12 protein-coding genes are annotated in these 15,013 nt (G+C 55.4%); 2 read left to right on the top strand and 10 right to left on the bottom strand.

From position 1 onward, the window contains the following. Nucleotides 1–440 precede the first annotated feature (440 nt). The 7 genes from RBB76_RS10035 to RBB76_RS10005 form a co-directional block, all read right to left on the bottom strand. Nucleotides 441–1,634, bottom strand: coding sequence for an ROK family protein (locus tag RBB76_RS10035; RefSeq protein ID WP_429632023.1), 1,194 nt, complete (start codon nt 1,632–1,634; stop codon nt 441–443). Nucleotides 1,635–1,750: 116 nt separating this feature from the next. After that, nucleotides 1,751–2,701, bottom strand: a complete 951-nt coding sequence (locus tag RBB76_RS10030; RefSeq protein ID WP_433963546.1) for an alpha/beta hydrolase — start codon at nt 2,699–2,701, stop codon at nt 1,751–1,753. A gap of 14 nt (nt 2,702–2,715) precedes the next feature. Beyond that, nucleotides 2,716–3,648, bottom strand: coding sequence for a carbohydrate kinase family protein (locus tag RBB76_RS10025; RefSeq protein WP_429632019.1), 933 nt, complete (start codon nt 3,646–3,648; stop codon nt 2,716–2,718). Further along, a complete protein-coding gene (locus RBB76_RS10020; RefSeq protein ID WP_429632017.1) occupies nt 3,645–4,931 on the bottom strand; it encodes an APC family permease in 1,287 nt (428 codons plus the stop codon). The genes RBB76_RS10025 and RBB76_RS10020 overlap by 4 nt, the downstream gene beginning before the upstream one ends. Before the next feature lie 205 nt (nt 4,932–5,136). Beyond that, entirely contained in the window at nt 5,137–6,648 is a 1,512-nt protein-coding gene (locus RBB76_RS10015) for a DNA-3-methyladenine glycosylase 2 family protein (protein WP_429632015.1), read from the bottom strand. 295 nt (nt 6,649–6,943) lie between these two features. Next, on the bottom strand, nt 6,944–8,626 hold the full coding sequence (locus RBB76_RS10010) for a patatin-like phospholipase family protein (protein WP_429632013.1): 1,683 nt from the start codon (nt 8,624–8,626) through the stop codon (nt 6,944–6,946). Nucleotides 8,627–8,825: 199 nt separating this feature from the next. Then, nucleotides 8,826–9,404: a TetR/AcrR family transcriptional regulator gene (locus RBB76_RS10005; protein ID WP_429632011.1), complete on the bottom strand. Its 579-nt coding sequence runs from the start codon at nt 9,402–9,404 to the stop codon at nt 8,826–8,828. Nucleotides 9,405–9,521: 117 nt separating this feature from the next. Between RBB76_RS10005 and RBB76_RS10000 the strand changes: the two genes are divergently transcribed. Next, nucleotides 9,522–10,502, top strand: a complete 981-nt coding sequence (locus RBB76_RS10000; RefSeq protein ID WP_429632009.1) for an SDR family NAD(P)-dependent oxidoreductase — start codon at nt 9,522–9,524, stop codon at nt 10,500–10,502. A gap of 274 nt (nt 10,503–10,776) precedes the next feature. Here the strand turns inward: RBB76_RS10000 and dnaN are convergent, their stop codons facing one another. Continuing rightward, nucleotides 10,777–11,958: a DNA polymerase III subunit beta gene (dnaN, locus tag RBB76_RS09995; RefSeq protein WP_353067565.1), complete on the bottom strand. Its 1,182-nt coding sequence runs from the start codon at nt 11,956–11,958 to the stop codon at nt 10,777–10,779. 577 nt (nt 11,959–12,535) lie between these two features. On the opposite strand from dnaN, the gene RBB76_RS09990 reads away from it, so the two are divergent. After that, nucleotides 12,536–13,189 carry an NAD(P)-dependent oxidoreductase gene (locus tag RBB76_RS09990; protein ID WP_429632007.1) on the top strand — a complete coding sequence of 218 codons (654 nt, stop codon included), beginning with the start codon at nt 12,536–12,538 and terminating at the stop codon, nt 13,187–13,189. 33 nt (nt 13,190–13,222) lie between these two features. Here the strand turns inward: RBB76_RS09990 and RBB76_RS09985 are convergent, their stop codons facing one another. After that, nucleotides 13,223–13,990: an SDR family NAD(P)-dependent oxidoreductase gene (locus tag RBB76_RS09985; RefSeq protein ID WP_429632005.1), complete on the bottom strand. Its 768-nt coding sequence runs from the start codon at nt 13,988–13,990 to the stop codon at nt 13,223–13,225. A gap of 78 nt (nt 13,991–14,068) precedes the next feature. After that, nucleotides 14,069–14,809: a 3-oxoacyl-ACP reductase family protein gene (locus tag RBB76_RS09980; RefSeq protein ID WP_429632003.1), complete on the bottom strand. Its 741-nt coding sequence runs from the start codon at nt 14,807–14,809 to the stop codon at nt 14,069–14,071. Between the last annotated feature and the right edge of the window lie 204 nt (nt 14,810–15,013).

The following is a 15,013-nucleotide window of genomic DNA, read 5'->3' as shown; positions in this document are numbered from 1 at the left end:
TGCGGATTCGATCTCGTTGCCACCGTTTTTTATAACTAATGCCAGTGCCTACCAAGCTTCAAACTGAGCTGCGATGCGTCCTCGCCTTTTCGTTTGGTGAGGACGTCTCAAGTCATAAGAGAAGTCTCTGCGGATTCAGACCTGCAGCAAGCTCTTGTCAGAAACGCAACTTTGGGTCGTAAAGATACTTAGGAACCTATCGTTAATATCTAATGTCGTCAACAAAATTTTGACTTTCCTTGCTTTAAATCATTTCCCCCTTTGCAAGGGCCGGATTTCCCTGCAAGCCATCTCACTTCAATACCCTGCAAGCCGAAAATCTGGATGAGGAAAAAAGCTCAAACTCGCTATGTACCGTATGTCGGCGGTTGCGCCCGCAACTATTTAGCCCACCAGAAGCGGCTCGATGTTTGTGGGGTATTTTGATTTCTGTGCCGAAGTTAGTTGCCCAGGAGCGTTTGTTCTGAATGCCGCATTGAAACCGCTATGCCACCCCATGCAACTGCTGAATTCCCAAGACTACTTGGAAGCACGCTGGCCACCGCTACTTCGCTTTTTTGCAGCATCTCCACAGTTGGCTGCAACAGGGCCTCATGAGCACCGACATCCCCTCCAACTACGAAAAGGTTTGGATTCAGAATGAGGGAGAGATTGAGGATTACATCCTTGAGCAAGCGAGCGCGTTGCAGAACAATTTTTTGCGCGAGTGGGTCACCTTCGAGCGCGAGGTCAAAGACTTTGCTCGCTTTTCGTAGCTTGGTTTTTTGGCCGGACTTGCTACTGACTGCATTCCAGCTCCTCAGAATACCGGGGCCCCCTAACACCTGCTCAAGCGCCCCAAAATCGTACAGAGACGGCTGCATGCTTGAGACGTTTGGAACTCGAAGATATCCGATCTCTCCAGCTGACCAACTTGCCCCATGCACTATCTGTCCGTTGAGAAATATACCGGCGCCGACACCCGATCCGATCCCGATAAAGACGAAGCTCTCTTCCGCTTGAGCTACACCGCGAAAGTGTTCGCCAAGTGCAGCGAGGTTAGTATCGTTTTCGACAAAGAGGGCGCATGCAAAATGCTCTTTCAGCAGATCCCGGAGCGCAACGTTTCTCCAACTGCTTGAATCGCTGACAGAAACTACGATGCCGTCTTTGGCATTTGTGATGCCGGCCACGCCGACGGTCATCGCAACTAACTTCTTTGACGACAGATTGCGTCTCTGCATCATCGCCTTCAGCGAATTGCGCAGCACCGCGATCACAGCATCGGGGCTACGTGCCTCCTTCGGTAAAACTTCGTTTTGCTCCTCCAGAAGAGTTCCGTTGAGATCGGTAAGCAGGATTCGAAGTGCGTCTGCAGTGACATCAACCCCAGCAAGACAACCATAGTCAGCATTAAAACGTAAGTTTTCAGGCGGACGCCCTCCACCGGACACGCCCTCCCCGATCCATTGAATGAGCCCGAGATCGTCGAGGTCGGATATGACGTTTGCGACCGTAGGAGCGCTCATTCCAGTCTCGCGCACGAGATCTGCACGTGAGCAGGTACCAAGCTTTTTCAAGGACCTTAGAATTGTGCGCGCATTTGTCCGGCGCATCAGCGCTGGACTTCCGATTAATACGCCATTTTTGCTCACGCTGCGCCTCAATGGATTTTATCCAATTCTCATTTTCTGCATTGACTCTTACAGTTAGGCTGGCGCTTTCTCAGAGAAAAACACGTCAAGAGCCATATTACGATTCGTTGGCCGAATTACAAGCCGCTCTCTCGAGCGAATGCGCTTCGCAACACGGCAACTTGCTCGCTCAAAAGACGCTTCGAGATCGCCGCAGCTGGAATACTGGCAAACCCGTGAGGGATAGATGGCACTAAGTGGAGTTCTACAGCCACTCCTGATTCAGTCAGACGATTTGCGTAGGCAAGACCTTCATCTCGCAATGGATCGAGGCCCGCACAGAGAATGTATGACGCTGGGAGGCCGGAGAGATCTTTCGCCCGTGCTGGCGCCGCATAAGGAGAAACATCCTGAGGGCTTTCGCCCAGGTACCAACGCCACATAACCTCAGCCTCAGACCTGGCGAAGCCCGGCGTATCGGTGAATTGAACTGCAGAATCTGTCTCCAGGCGGTCATCTAAGGCCGGTATCAGAAGCAGTTGAAAGCATATGTTCGGTCCGACACGATCGCGTGCAAGAAGAGCGACCGCAGCGGCGAGGTTCGCGCCCGCGCTAGAGCCTCCTACAGCTATAAGATCCCGATCAATCTTTAGCGCCTCGCTATAATCCCAGACAAACTCAAGCGTTCGGTAACAGTCATTGAGGGCGGCCGGGAAGGGGTTTTCGGGAGCGAGTCTGTAGGCAACACATATGACGGTGCACCGCGCATTCAGAGCATATTGGGCACATTGTAGTTGTTCAGAAAAGAGATCTCCGCAAAAGAATCCACCACCATGAAGGTATAGCAATACTGGGGATGAACCCTCCACGTCCCTTCTGCGATAGATTCTCATCGGTATTAGTGTCTTCTCGTCGCCATATGAGGGGATATCACGATCTTCTATCTCAAGGTCAAAATCCGAGAGACATGACGACGCTTCCTGCCGCGCAGCAAAAGTAGCTTCACGCAAGACCTGTACGTCATTAAAGCCTTCTCGTGGCTGTTTGACCAGCGATGCGAATGCGGGGTCCATCCGTAGATTCGACACTTCAGGCTCCGATATCAAACGATAGAGTTTTCTTGCACTACATCCAGAATTTCTTGTCGGGAAGGCAATGCGGTAAGGGCTCCTCGGGCGCGCGTCGAAAGAGAGCCGCAGATACATGCTCTTCGCAACTGTTCTTCGATATCGGCCCCTGATAGCCACGCATCAATAAATCCTGCATCGAACGCATCCCCTGCGCCGGTAGTATCTACCACCTGAACGTCCGGAGGAGTCATTTTGTAAGAGCGATTTTGTCGCCAGGTGACTGCTCCGCGCGGACCCAGTTTGACCACCGTGTGTTCCAATCCCATCGCGGCAAATTCCCGTAACACATCGTCTGGGTCAGTACGGCCCGTAAGAAGCTGTGCTTCGCCTTCGTTTGGGAAGAAGAGGTCGACCATGCGTAATACATCAAGGCTGTCAGGATTCAAGAACCAGTCTTTACGCCAGCCAGGGTCAATGGAAAGAGTGCTACCAGCGGACCTGAGGGAGGGCAGTAACAGTCTTGCAACCTCAAGTTCAAGCGGCATTGCAAAATGAATGTGCCGCGACTTAGACAAAGCCGCAATTGTCTCAGGCAAAGCCACGTACTTTTCGAGAGCCTTATTTGCTCCGGCGTAGCTTAGAAAGCTCCGATCCGATCTCGTGGACATACTAACAGTGAGTGCATTCGGCAACTCGGACGAGTGTGCATCATCGGCATGAACTCCGAAGGAGTTGAGTCTTGATCGAAGCCATGCCTCTTCGTCTCTCCCGAAGACCCCAAAAAGAGACGTGCAGTGGCCGAGGCGCGCCAGGGCGCAAGCGGTGTTGACAGTACCGCCTCCGGCCTCTCGACGATACTGGTCGGCGAAGACCTCTTCCCCCGGCAACGGGACATGATCGAAGTCCGTAAAAATATGGTCTACGTATACTTCCCCAGCGACGGCAATATCCCAACGTTTAGTCATATCGCCTCAAAAGGCCATCGTTGCTCTTGGCGTGACTTATAAAGAAATGCGGCCACGCCTACGAGAGTCGCGGCAAAAGCAAAGAGTATGTTTCGTGCACCGCTGGAGACAAGAATCAGAAGCCATCCCATGAAAGCAACGACCGCCGGTATGGGGAAGAGAGGCATTAGGAATCCGGTATAGTTCTTTTCCGGGTGACGCCTACGCAACAGAATCACGGCAACGCACTGGGCGAGGAACTGGATCATCGTCTGGATCACAATTACCAAACTGATAAGCGTGTCGAGACTAAGCATGCATGCGCAAGCGGAAAGGAAACCAAGGATCACGAGCGAAATGTGGGGAATGCCTTTCGTCGGATGCACGCGTGCAAACACGCTAAAGAACTCGCCCTGGCTTGCGGCAGCGAAGGGAATACGCGAATAGCCAAGCAGAATCGCGAATACGGAAGCGAACGATGCGACCAGAATGAGAAGATCGGCTATTCTTGCACTCTTGATGCTGTAAACCGCTTGCATATAGTCGGCTACGATTGCGGTCGAGTGCATGCTTTGCTGAACCGGCAATACGCCCAAGATGGCAAGGTTCATCGCAATGTAGAGAACGGCGATCAGCAAGATGGAGAGGATAATCGAGTACGGAATCGTTCGTTCGGGACGCTTCAGCTCACCTCCGATGAGGCAGACGTTGTTGTAACCCACATAGTCATAGACAGCTATCAACGTCGCGGCGCCCACACCCTTCCAAAAAGTGGTGTCTGTCAACTGGAAGCCACCGTCGAGCTGAGCCCTTAGAGCGGACGGTATGTGCTCCGCTCCGCCCACGATGATCCACACAATCGTTCCGGCGACAAGTATCCAGAGACCAATGGATATTGCACCGATCGTCGTGATTCTGCGATAGAGCAACACGACGTTAATGAGACAAACCGCCATTGCCAACGCGGTCAGCCCCGCTGCGTTAACGGCTGGCCAAAGATAATGAAGATACTGCGAGAAACCCACTGCGCCTGAGGCGATAAGGAACGGAGCAGTAAGTACTGACGACCAAAGGACAAGAAAGCTTGCGACCTTTCCATACGACTGGGCGCCGAATGCTTCACGCAAATAGAAGTAAGGCCCGCCGGAGTAGGGCATGGCTGAACCCAACTCCGCCCACACAAGCCCATCGCATAGAGAAATCACCGCGCCCAGAAGCCACGCCAGCAAAATATGAGATCCATGCATTGCAATCAGAACTAGAGGGATACTTAGAAAAGGCCCCACACCAATCATGTTGAGCATGTTAGAGGTGCAAGCTCCAACTATACCCATCCGGCGACTCGAGTCTCCCTCTGCACCTGCTAGATTGGCCTGCATGAGAGGCTCCGGATATCCATGACGATGAAGTGAGTATAGGGTGGGTCCCGATTCTTTGTCAATAATCGTTAAGAAGTTTAGTTTGAGTGGCTAAGTATTAGATAGGGACTTTGTTTCGAAGTTTTTGAGACTACGAACGGGCCCTTCCAACGAGGCCAGCATTTGGAGGATCGACCGAGTCGGCAGACCACAGATGCTGCGCCGCATAGGCTCGCCAGGGTCTCCACGTCTCCGCCCGTCGGAGGAGTCTGGCCGGCGTTGCCGGTACACCATCGACCTTTGCGATGCCGCGAAGTAAGCCAACGTCTGAAGTCGGGAAAGCGTCCGTCTCGCGAATCGCACGCAAAGCAATATACTGGGCCGTCCATTCGCCAATGCCGGGAATGTCGCGCAGACGAGCAATCGCTTCTTCGATCGTCCCGAGTGGACTAAAAAGATTGGGGTCGCGCACGGCCGCTTCAGTCATTGCCGTCAACGCTTTTATACGGGCTGCGGGCATTCCAAGTCCGATCGATTCCACCGAGGCGAGACGTTTCGCCGTCGGAAACGTATAGGTTAAGCCGGGGTGATTTTCAAACGATCTTGGCACACGTTTGCCGTGAAAAGCTACCAGTTGTCCCGCGAGATGTTTTGCTGCAGCGACGGTCACCTGTTGCCCAAGAATCGCACGAATTGCTAGTTCAAACCCATCCCATCCTCCAGGCGCTCGCAAGCCCGGCCGCCGTGCAACAAAGGGAGCGAGATGAGAGTCGTTTGAAAGGTGTGCATCAATTGTTTCTATGTCAGCGCCCGTGTCGAACACGCGACGCACTCGCGTCAGAATCGCGGGGAGCGCCTTAACATTTGGGAAATGGATCGTGACACAGAGACTATTCTTCTTTGATAGATGAGAGACACGGACGGTCCCGATCGCGCCCTCTATCTCAACAGTTCTTCGATAGCAGTCGCTCTCTACGACCTCCACGCCGGGGATAGCGCGTGCCCTCAGGAAGCCAAGCATGGACTCCCAATCGTAGGGCGGCCGATATCGTACTGTGAGCGTAATACCCGCTTCAACATCTGGGCGGCTTACGGACGATTTGCGCCGCAGCGCGCTCGGTGGCCGACGGAAGAGTGTGTGAAACACCTCATTGAACCGGCGCAGGCTGCCAAATCCGGCCGCCAGCGCAATTTCAGTCATGGGCATTTGTGTTTCGTGGATGAGGTGTTTCGCAAACAGGACACGTCTGGTCTGGGCCACGGCAATCGGCGAAGCTCCGAGATGTTGTAGGAACAACCTCCGCAGCTGACGTTCTCCAATTCCTAGTCGCGCAGCGAGAGCATCAACGCTCTTGCCCTCACCATCCAGCGCGCCTTCGCTAATCAGCGCGAGAGCACGCGAAACGGTGTTGGAGGTTCCACGCCAGGAGGCGAATTCAGGTGCGGTCTCAGGACGGCAACGCAGACATGGTCGGTAACCCGCTTCCTGCGCAGCGGCAGCGGAGGAATAAAAAGTACAGTTCTCATATTTTGCAGTCCTGGCCGGACAAATAGGACGACAGTAAATGCCCGTCGTCTTCACTCCGACATATATCAAACCGTCGAAGCGAGGGTCACGGCTCTGTAACGCACGATGGCAAGTGGCTTTGTCGGGTAACTCCATAGAAAGAGTTTCCCACTTGATTCAGTCTAAAACTCGCGGTTTTCGGACATGGTCAATATTACGACCGGCAGACGCCCTCACCCAATGAGCTTTATTGACTTCAAAGGCTTGATAAGCCGTAGGGTTGCGACTCGTTGTTGCGAGTCTATCGAACGACCAGAGTAACAGTGGCCGTATGTTGCAAACTTGTGTTGCCGGCGGTGGAGGCGGATGCCGTCACAGTGATCGTGTAAGTGACGAAGATGTCGATCTGGTTGAAAACCTTCGAGGCGTTCGTAACTCAACCCGCGCCACGCTACTCACGAAACAGATGATTCAGAATTGCATTCATCAGCGGTTCGATCACCACCACGTCCGCCGGGTAAGACCAGAACCCAATCAGGTATCGCACCATCTCGCTGACGCGCTTCTTCACACCCTCGCGAAATTCTTTTTGCTCCTCGATCGACAGCTGCGCCAGCTGCAGCCCGTTCAGAGTGCTGTCGATAGGATTCGTATGCATCGGCGTATACCGTATCGGACCCAGCTCTCCCGCTTCACTCATCACAGGATCGGTCAACACCATCCTCGCCACCATCCGTCCCCGGTCATAGTCATGCACGCGATACCGCTCATCGAAGAACCCCAGAAAGCCCGTTAGGTCCGCACCCGCCAGCAGCTCCTCCGACACCGCGATTCCATAGATCCGCATATAGTCGCACTGCCCGAGATTCGCCGCCGTCTCAAACGAAAGCACCGTATCGCGAAACGCATCGGCGGCGTAGCTTCCTGCCCCCAGACTCTCAATCTCCTCTTTGTATTGGTGTTCAATCCGCCGCCTGGCCTCAGCCAAACTCTCTCTTCCGATCTTCGCAACCTGCCTCGTCCCCGTGCGCGTCGGCTGCGAAAACAACACCTTCAGCAAGCTATCCGCGGTACGCTTCAGGCTGCCGCTCTTGATTTCGCCTGAACGCAGCTTGTCTACCAGTTCGCTGGCACGAGCGTCCATTAGAGCAATCTGCTCATTCATCTCCACCGCTGTAATCCAGTCCTGAAACTCCGACTGGCCAAGCAGTACCTTCGCCCACCGTTTCATCATTTGAAAGTAGTCTGCATTCACCTCGCAAAAGCTCGAATCCGCGCTCGAAGTTCTCCCGTGAGGCGACACAAACAAATAGAATCGGCTGTCGTTATACCAATGCTTGTCGATCTCATCGACCAGGTTTTTCGCCATACCCAGCGGCTCGTTCTGCAAGATTCCGCCGTCGGTGTACGTAAACCTCGACGGATTATCCGTCCACGGCTCCAGGCCGTTTTTTGCGTACTCCTCCCGTCGGCGGTCCATCTCCTTTGCGCGAAACGCCAGCGGATATGCCCCGCTTGCCACCGAGGCGTCCGCCAACTCACGCCATACCTCCGGCTTGTCGCTTCCGTCCACACTCACCACTCGTGTCATCTGGTCTTCATGCCGCGTGTAGATAAACTTCCCGCAAGGCTGCATGTCATAGGCGTAGTCCACGCCGTTCAGGTTCGTGAGTGTCATCCCGATAGAGATCGACTGCGCTGCGGCCATGTGCGTTATCGGAGCAGGCCACTCCCCCGTCGCATATCGTCCCAGGAGCGTATCCTTTGCTATCCCCTCCACCACGTTCGACGAAAAGATCGAACGCAGCGGCGGCTCCACCGCACCGGTCGTTTCGTCCACCGTCTTCAACAACCCATGGAGATCGATGCGTTTTACCCACACGTTATAAAGTGGGTTGTCGTACGGGTCGCGGAACTCATTGGCCGAGTACAACATCTTATGCGCCACAATCGCGGCCGTCATCGCACCGGCCGAAGCGCCCGTCATGACATCGATAAGAATCTTCTCGTCATCCGTCACCCCCTCGGCGGAGTTATGCTGATGAATTGCATCCAGCACCTCATACAGAACACCCGCCTCGTAACTTCCCAGCGACACCGCACCCGCAATCGTAATAGCCAGCCGCTTCGGCATATCTCTCCTCGCAGCAGAATTAGAGCACCCTCCCGAACCGGAAACCATATAACTAATTGGGCATAGCCCCTTGAACCGCACAGTTGGTCAATAGTATGGTGCGTCGATTAGGTTGTTGGAGTAGTGATGTAATTGCGGTTGGTCACCAAGCACGGATATATGTAAGGCAGTCGACTCACATAGCAGGAGATGCGGTTCATTAAGGTCGGGAGCCCTGAATGAGAATATCCACGAAACGCCGTGCCTTCTCTGGCCAATCGTCTGCGCTGCCCGCGCTGGAGATCCCGTAGATCGCGCGAAGCATGTCCATCGGATCGACATCTGGCTGAAGATCTCCGCTGGCCACAGCGCGGCGCGCCAACGCATTGGCAGCCTCCTCCATGACGCGGGTGGTCTGCTGATATACCTCCGAGGGACCGCAAGCCATCGCATTCAAAGCCGGGGCAATAATTCTTTTCGCAGAAATGTAGTCGATGAACACCAGCATCCAGGCCCGAAGCGCTTTGATCGGAGGTAACTCGGCAGAGAGTTTTCTCTGTGCCTCAGCCAGCTTTTCGACCTCGCTGATATAGACAGCGGCCAGCAAGTCATCGCGCGAGGGAAAGTGACGGTAGAGCGTGCCCGGACCGATCTTAGCGCGCTTGGCTATCTCATCCATGCTCGCCTCCGCGCCCCGGCGGGTGAAGACTAGCTTGGCAACTTCGAGAATCCGCTCACGGTTGCGCTGCGCGTCGGCTCTGGGCTTGCGGGCGGTCTTGGGTGCTATGGAAGTTTTCATCAAGCTTTTCTGAATCCGGAGTGTCTCTCCGGTAATCTCATTCGTATAACGGAGATTGACTCCGTTTTATTCCAGGCCAAGGCCGGTGTCAAAGATTTTGTGATCGGAGCGTACAGAATGGCAGCAAAATTTGGAGCAAATTCAACGACAGAAGATGTCCTCGAAGGGATCGATCTTGAGGGTAAGCGGATTCTGGTGACGGGGGTATCGGCGGGTCTCGGCGTGGAGACAGCCCGCGCGCTGGTTGCACGTGGTGCAGATGTTGTAGGCGCAGCGCGTGATCTCGAGAAAGCACGGCGAGCAACATCGGAAGTCAGCAGCGCCGCGGCCAAGGCGGGCGCGAGTTTCGAGTTGGTCGACCTCGACCTCGCCAGCCTGAAGAGCGTACGAGCCGCTACCGACAAGCTAGTCGCCGATGGCCGCTTATTCGACGTGGTCATCGCAAACGCTGGTGTCATGGCGACTCCGCTCGGAAAGACAGTAGATGGTTTCGAGACGCAATTCGGGACCAATCACTTGGGCCACTTCGTCTTTGTGAACCGCGTGGCGAAGCTGATCAAGGACGGCGGACGCCTCGTCAACCTCTCTTCCGCAGGGCACCGTTTCAGCAATGTGGATCTGAACGATCCCAACTTTGAAACGACCAAGTACGAACCCTTCGTGGCGTACGGGCGCTCAAAGACCGCCAACATCCTCTTCGCAGTCGAGTTTGACCGCCGTCATGGTGGCCGCGGTGTGCGCGCTACGGCTGTGCATCCTGGCGGCATCATGACCGAGCTTGGCCGCCACATGGATCCTGGCAGCCTCGAACAGATGGTCAAACAGATCAATGAACAGGCCGCTGCAGCTGGCAAAGGACCGTTCGAATTCAAAACAATTCCCCAGGGAGCGGCCACCTCAGTATGGGCAGCTGTCGTTGCTCCCGCCGGAGAGGTAGGAGGGAAGTATTGCGAGAACTGCCACGTGAGTGATGTCGTCGCAGACGACGCACCGCTGGGCATGCTTGACGAAGGAGTGCGCGGCTACGCTCTCGATCCGGAGAACGCAAAGGCTCTTTGGAAGAAGAGCGAAGAGCTGGTTGGCGAAGCCTTCGCGTAAACATCGAGCGAGGCGGCCGACCCTCGATGTATATGGGCCGGCCCTATCTACCTGACCGCCGCGTGGTGGAATTCAGCTACAAATGGAAGGCAATCCGCAACAGGCCTTTCGTTCCTTTCCAAAAAGAGAACTCCACCGACTTCCAGCAAGTGTGGCATCAGCGCCAGTGGAAGTGCTCACTTGTATCTCAAGTCAGCTTACGTAAATAGGGTATAGTTGGGCCGTTTTGGCCGAACTATACCCTATCTGATAAAGCAGCGACCTACCTTTATGTTCAGATCCTCATCGGCATCAGGATGTACCTATACTTCACATCCTCATTCGCATCTTCGGGTCGCATCTGCCCGGCGCTCTGAGCATCCTTAAACTCCAGCCTCACCTCGCCCGTGTTGCCGATCGCCTTCAGAAAATCGATAAGATACTGGCTGTTGAATCCAACAACCAGCGGATCGTAGTTGTAAGGCGTCTCGATCGTATCTTCCGACTCACCCGCATCCGTACTCGAAGACGAAAGCTTCAGTTCATTCTGTTCCAGCCGAATCTTGATAGCGCCGCTCCGCTCGTCGGCAAACTGCGCTACACGCTGAATGGACCCCATCAAATCTTCGCAACGGACAATCACGAATTTGTTGTTATCCCGTGGCAGCACTGCCTCGTAGTTCGGGAACTGCCCCGTCAGCTTGCGGCTCGTCAGCACTCGTCCGCCGACCCTGAAGAACAGCGTCTGTTCATCATCGCCAAACTCGAGTGTCTCGGCCTCGGTCGCGCCCAGCAGCGAAGAAAGCTCACTCAGCGCCTTACGCGGAATCAGCGTCTTCTTCTCCCCCGACACACCCTCCAGCGTCTCTCCAAGCTTTTCAATATGCGCCAGCCGGTGTCCATCGGTTGCAACCATCGCCATGCTCTCTGCCTTCAGTACCAGCAAGGCGCCGTTCAGCGTATAGCGAGACTCCTCATTTGAAATCGCAAAGATCGTCTTCGAGACCATGTTCTTCAACGAAGGCACCGAGATCTTCACCGCGCCACTGGCCGGAAACTCCGGAACCTGCGGAAAGTTCGCCCGCGCCATCCCCACCATCTTCGTGTTCGATCGCCCCGCACGAATCTGCACCCAGTGGTTGTCCATCAGCTTGATCGAGATCTCACCCTCGGGCAGGAGCTTGATGTAGTCATACAACTTGCGTGCCGGAATCGTGCAGGCGCCAGCCTTCTTCACTTTGGCCGCGCAGCTGGTCCGCAGGCTCTGATCAAGGTCGGTCGCAGTAATCGTCAACCGGTCGCCGCCCGCGCCCTGCGTCGCCTCAAACAGGAAGTTCGACAGAATCGGAATCGTCGTCTTCCGTTCGACCACACTTTGGGCAGCAGTCAGCTCGCGCAGCAGCTCAGCGCGGGAGACCGTGATCTCGAGGTTGCCGGTTGGGGCTGGCGTTGCGCTCGTCTCGGTCGGCAAAGTCATCTCGGGCTCCTGGGTCGCACTGGTCACGGTCGGTCTCTCCATCTCGGTAGGTTAGTGCTGGCAAAACTTTACACTGAATCGAACACACGATGCATCTTAGCCTTCACCAGTCTGCTTGATTCTAGGGGCGAACCCGCCCTCAACGCGACAGATTTCTTTGTGGAAACCAGGGTCGTTGTGTGCGATGCCGAAACCGGCTTGAATTCCCCACCGGCGGCGCTACTGCTTCTAAGAAACAAGAGAAAAAGATAAAAATACTAGTAGCAGTAACCGTTCTCGCTTGAAAAGTGGATATCCTTCCCATCGATCTCATAAATAGACACTTAAGCCACGTTCCCGTTTTAGAAAACCGGTCGCGCCAAACCGCACAATCAGGAAGACCGGCCTCAATCATCGTCCCAACCGCCTTCTTATCCCACTTCTTCACAGCACCCCGTTCCGGCTTCTGAGAAGACTCGGCACCAAGCGTGGGAATATTCACCAAATAAAACAAAACGAGGAGGTTATCCCAACCACTTTTTTCACACCTGCGTCTCACAGCAGAGGATAATCAGTCCCGAACCGAAAGGAGCCAGCAATGAAAGTCGCCCTCTTCGGAGCCAGTGGTGCCACAGGAAAACTCCTCACCCAGCGCTGTCTCGCCGCTGGGTTCGATGTCACAGCCCTCCTTCGCGCGCCCGAAACTTTTCCCCACCGCGAACTCATCCACGCTATCCAGGGGAGTGCCTTCGATCCAGCGCCGGTATCCCAAACCATCGAAGGCGCCGACGTGGTTCTCTCCGCCCTCGGTGCAAACTCCCTCAGGAAGGAAGACGTCCTTGAACGCGCCGTCCCGCAGATCATTGCGGCGATGCAACAGACAAGCACCCAACCGAAACCCGTCCGCCGCATCATCGTCCTGGGCTCCGCCGGTGCTCTCCCTACCTCGCTCGATAAACAGCCCGCCTGGCGCCGCTGGATCGTTCAGAACATCGTCTACAACACCTTCCTCAAGTGGCCCGTAGCCTCGCAGATCTCGCAGTGGAATAACCTCTCCCGCAGTGGCCTCGACTGGACCATGGTCATGCCTCCCATGCTCACCAACACGCCCGCTCACGGCCACTACCGCATCGACGGCGACGCCCTCCCGCCCAACGGCAGCCGTATCTCACGCGAGGACGTCGCAGACTTCATGATGCAGCAGATAGAAAGTCCCAAATGGATCCGTAAAGGCGTGTACATCACCTGGTAGCGCAGAAATGCGAAAGTCTATCCTCCAGCCGCGCTAGAGCTTCGAACCGCCGTCAACAGGAATACTGGCTCCCGTGATCCAACGTGCGCCATCGGACGCCAGAAAAGCGACCACGTCGGCAACGTCCTCGGGCTTGCCGAGTCGTTTCAGCGCTTGCATCCCCAGCGCGGCCTCGCGACCAGCCTCTGTCTTCGTAAAATTCGACATATCGGTGTCGATCACGCCCGGTGCCACTGCGTTCACACGGATGCCTCGCGGTCCCAGAATCGCGGCCCAGTTCTTTACCAGAGTCTCGATCGCCCCTTTCGTAGAAGCGTAAGCAAGAATGGAGGGATTATCTACGCTGGGTTTGCCCACAACGGTACGGGCCCCAAGGGAAGAGATCACCGTGATGTTAGAGCCCTCACCAAGCATTGGGAGGAGCTGCTGCACCAAAAAGAACGGGCCCCGAACATTTGTCGCGAAAAGACGGTCAAAATCTTCCAGCGTGTAATCAGCGATACGCGCCGCCTTGCTGACTCCGGCATTCAGCACCGCCACATCCAAACGATCGCCGACGATTGAGCGAACCTGCTCAGCCAGCATTGCAGCCCCCTGCGGTGTTGCCAGATCCGCGGAGAGTGCATCTGCACGTCCACCGTTCGCTCGAATCTCCGCAACGAGTGACTCTGCCTCCTTAGCGGACCGTCCATAGTGGGCCAGGATATGTGCTCCGGCCCTCGCAAGCGCAAAAGCCGTCGCACGACCGATTCCCCTTGATGCGCCCGTGACAAGCGCACTCTTACCTTTCAGTGTTGTCATGATTTCCCCGTCAGTTGTGTTCCCCAAAAAAGATGGAGGGGCGGCGGACCGTACATAGTCGACGCGCCACCCTGCCAATCAGGCGTTTGTACCGCCATCAACGGTCAGATTCGCTCCGGTGATATAAGACGCTTCGGGACTGGCCACGAACGAAACCAGTGCGGCTACCTCGTCCACATGTCCGTAGCGCTTCAGTGCTGTGGCAGCCACCTGTGGCTCCGCCCAATCGCCCGCGGCTGGGTTCAGATCCGTGTCGATCGGGCCCGGCTGAACGTTGTTGACCGTAATACCCCGGCCCCCAACCTCTCTGGATAGCCCCTGCGTGAACATCTTCACAGCTCCCTTTGTCGCCGAGTAAGGAACAAGCCCAGGTGTCATCATGCGCTCTCCCACGCACGAGCCGATCGTAATGATGCGCCCCCCCTCCTTCATGTGCTTCAGCGCCGCCTGCGTCGCGACGAACACTCCGCGAATGTTGATGTCAATAACACGGTCCATCTCTTCGAGGGTCGTTTCCTCGAACGTCTTCGGAATGGCCGTTCCTGCATTGTTCACAAGCACATCAAGTCGGCCGAGCGTTGCGACGGTCTTCTCGACCGCAGCCTTCACGGCGGCGGCATCGGCTGCGTCCGCCTGTATCGCGATCGCCTTTCGACCGGTGCTTTCAATCTCCTTGACGACCGCCTGAGCCGCGTCCGCACCCTTCGTGTACGTGATAGCTACGTTCGCCCCATCGGCCGCCAGACGCTTGGCGATTCCAGCGCCAATACCGCGTGAGCCGCCCGTGACCAGTGCTACCTTGTTGTTTAACTTCGACATGAAATCTCCTTTGTATTTTCTCCAAATCTCCGGTCCGCTGATTCAGCGACCTGCTCTCTATTTTCCAAAGCAGCTATCTGATGTGTGATCGTGGCAAGTCGATGTGACAATTCCGGGAATACGAGCCATTCCACGTAGGAATGAATCGGGCTTGAACGAAAAATTAGTCCTGAGACGGATCATCCGAGAAAAGCCTCATGAATC

It is taken from the genome of Tunturiibacter psychrotolerans, assembly GCF_051013365.1.
GTDB lineage: Bacteria > Acidobacteriota > Terriglobia > Terriglobales > Acidobacteriaceae > Edaphobacter > Edaphobacter psychrotolerans_A.
Note: the sequence above shows the minus strand (reverse complement) of the source record. Positions and strands in the feature narration are given on the sequence as shown.

Coding starts and splice junctions, on each gene's coding strand:
- RBB76_RS10025 (WP_429632019.1), bottom strand. CDS start 3,648: ATGACTAAACGTTGGGATATTGCCGTCGCTGGGGAAGTATACGTAGAC.
- RBB76_RS10020 (WP_429632017.1), bottom strand. CDS start 4,931: ATGCTCAACATGATTGGTGTGGGGCCTTTTCTAAGTATCCCTCTAGTT.
- RBB76_RS10015 (WP_429632015.1), bottom strand. CDS start 6,648: ATGGAGTTACCCGACAAAGCCACTTGCCATCGTGCGTTACAGAGCCGT.
- RBB76_RS10010 (WP_429632013.1), bottom strand. CDS start 8,626: ATGCCGAAGCGGCTGGCTATTACGATTGCGGGTGCGGTGTCGCTGGGA.
- RBB76_RS10005 (WP_429632011.1), bottom strand. CDS start 9,404: ATGAAAACTTCCATAGCACCCAAGACCGCCCGCAAGCCCAGAGCCGAC.
- RBB76_RS10000 (WP_429632009.1), top strand. CDS start 9,522: ATGGCAGCAAAATTTGGAGCAAATTCAACGACAGAAGATGTCCTCGAA.
- dnaN (WP_353067565.1), bottom strand. CDS start 11,958: ATGACTTTGCCGACCGAGACGAGCGCAACGCCAGCCCCAACCGGCAAC.
- RBB76_RS09990 (WP_429632007.1), top strand. CDS start 12,536: ATGAAAGTCGCCCTCTTCGGAGCCAGTGGTGCCACAGGAAAACTCCTC.
- RBB76_RS09985 (WP_429632005.1), bottom strand. CDS start 13,990: ATGACAACACTGAAAGGTAAGAGTGCGCTTGTCACGGGCGCATCAAGG.
- RBB76_RS09980 (WP_429632003.1), bottom strand. CDS start 14,809: ATGTCGAAGTTAAACAACAAGGTAGCACTGGTCACGGGCGGCTCACGC.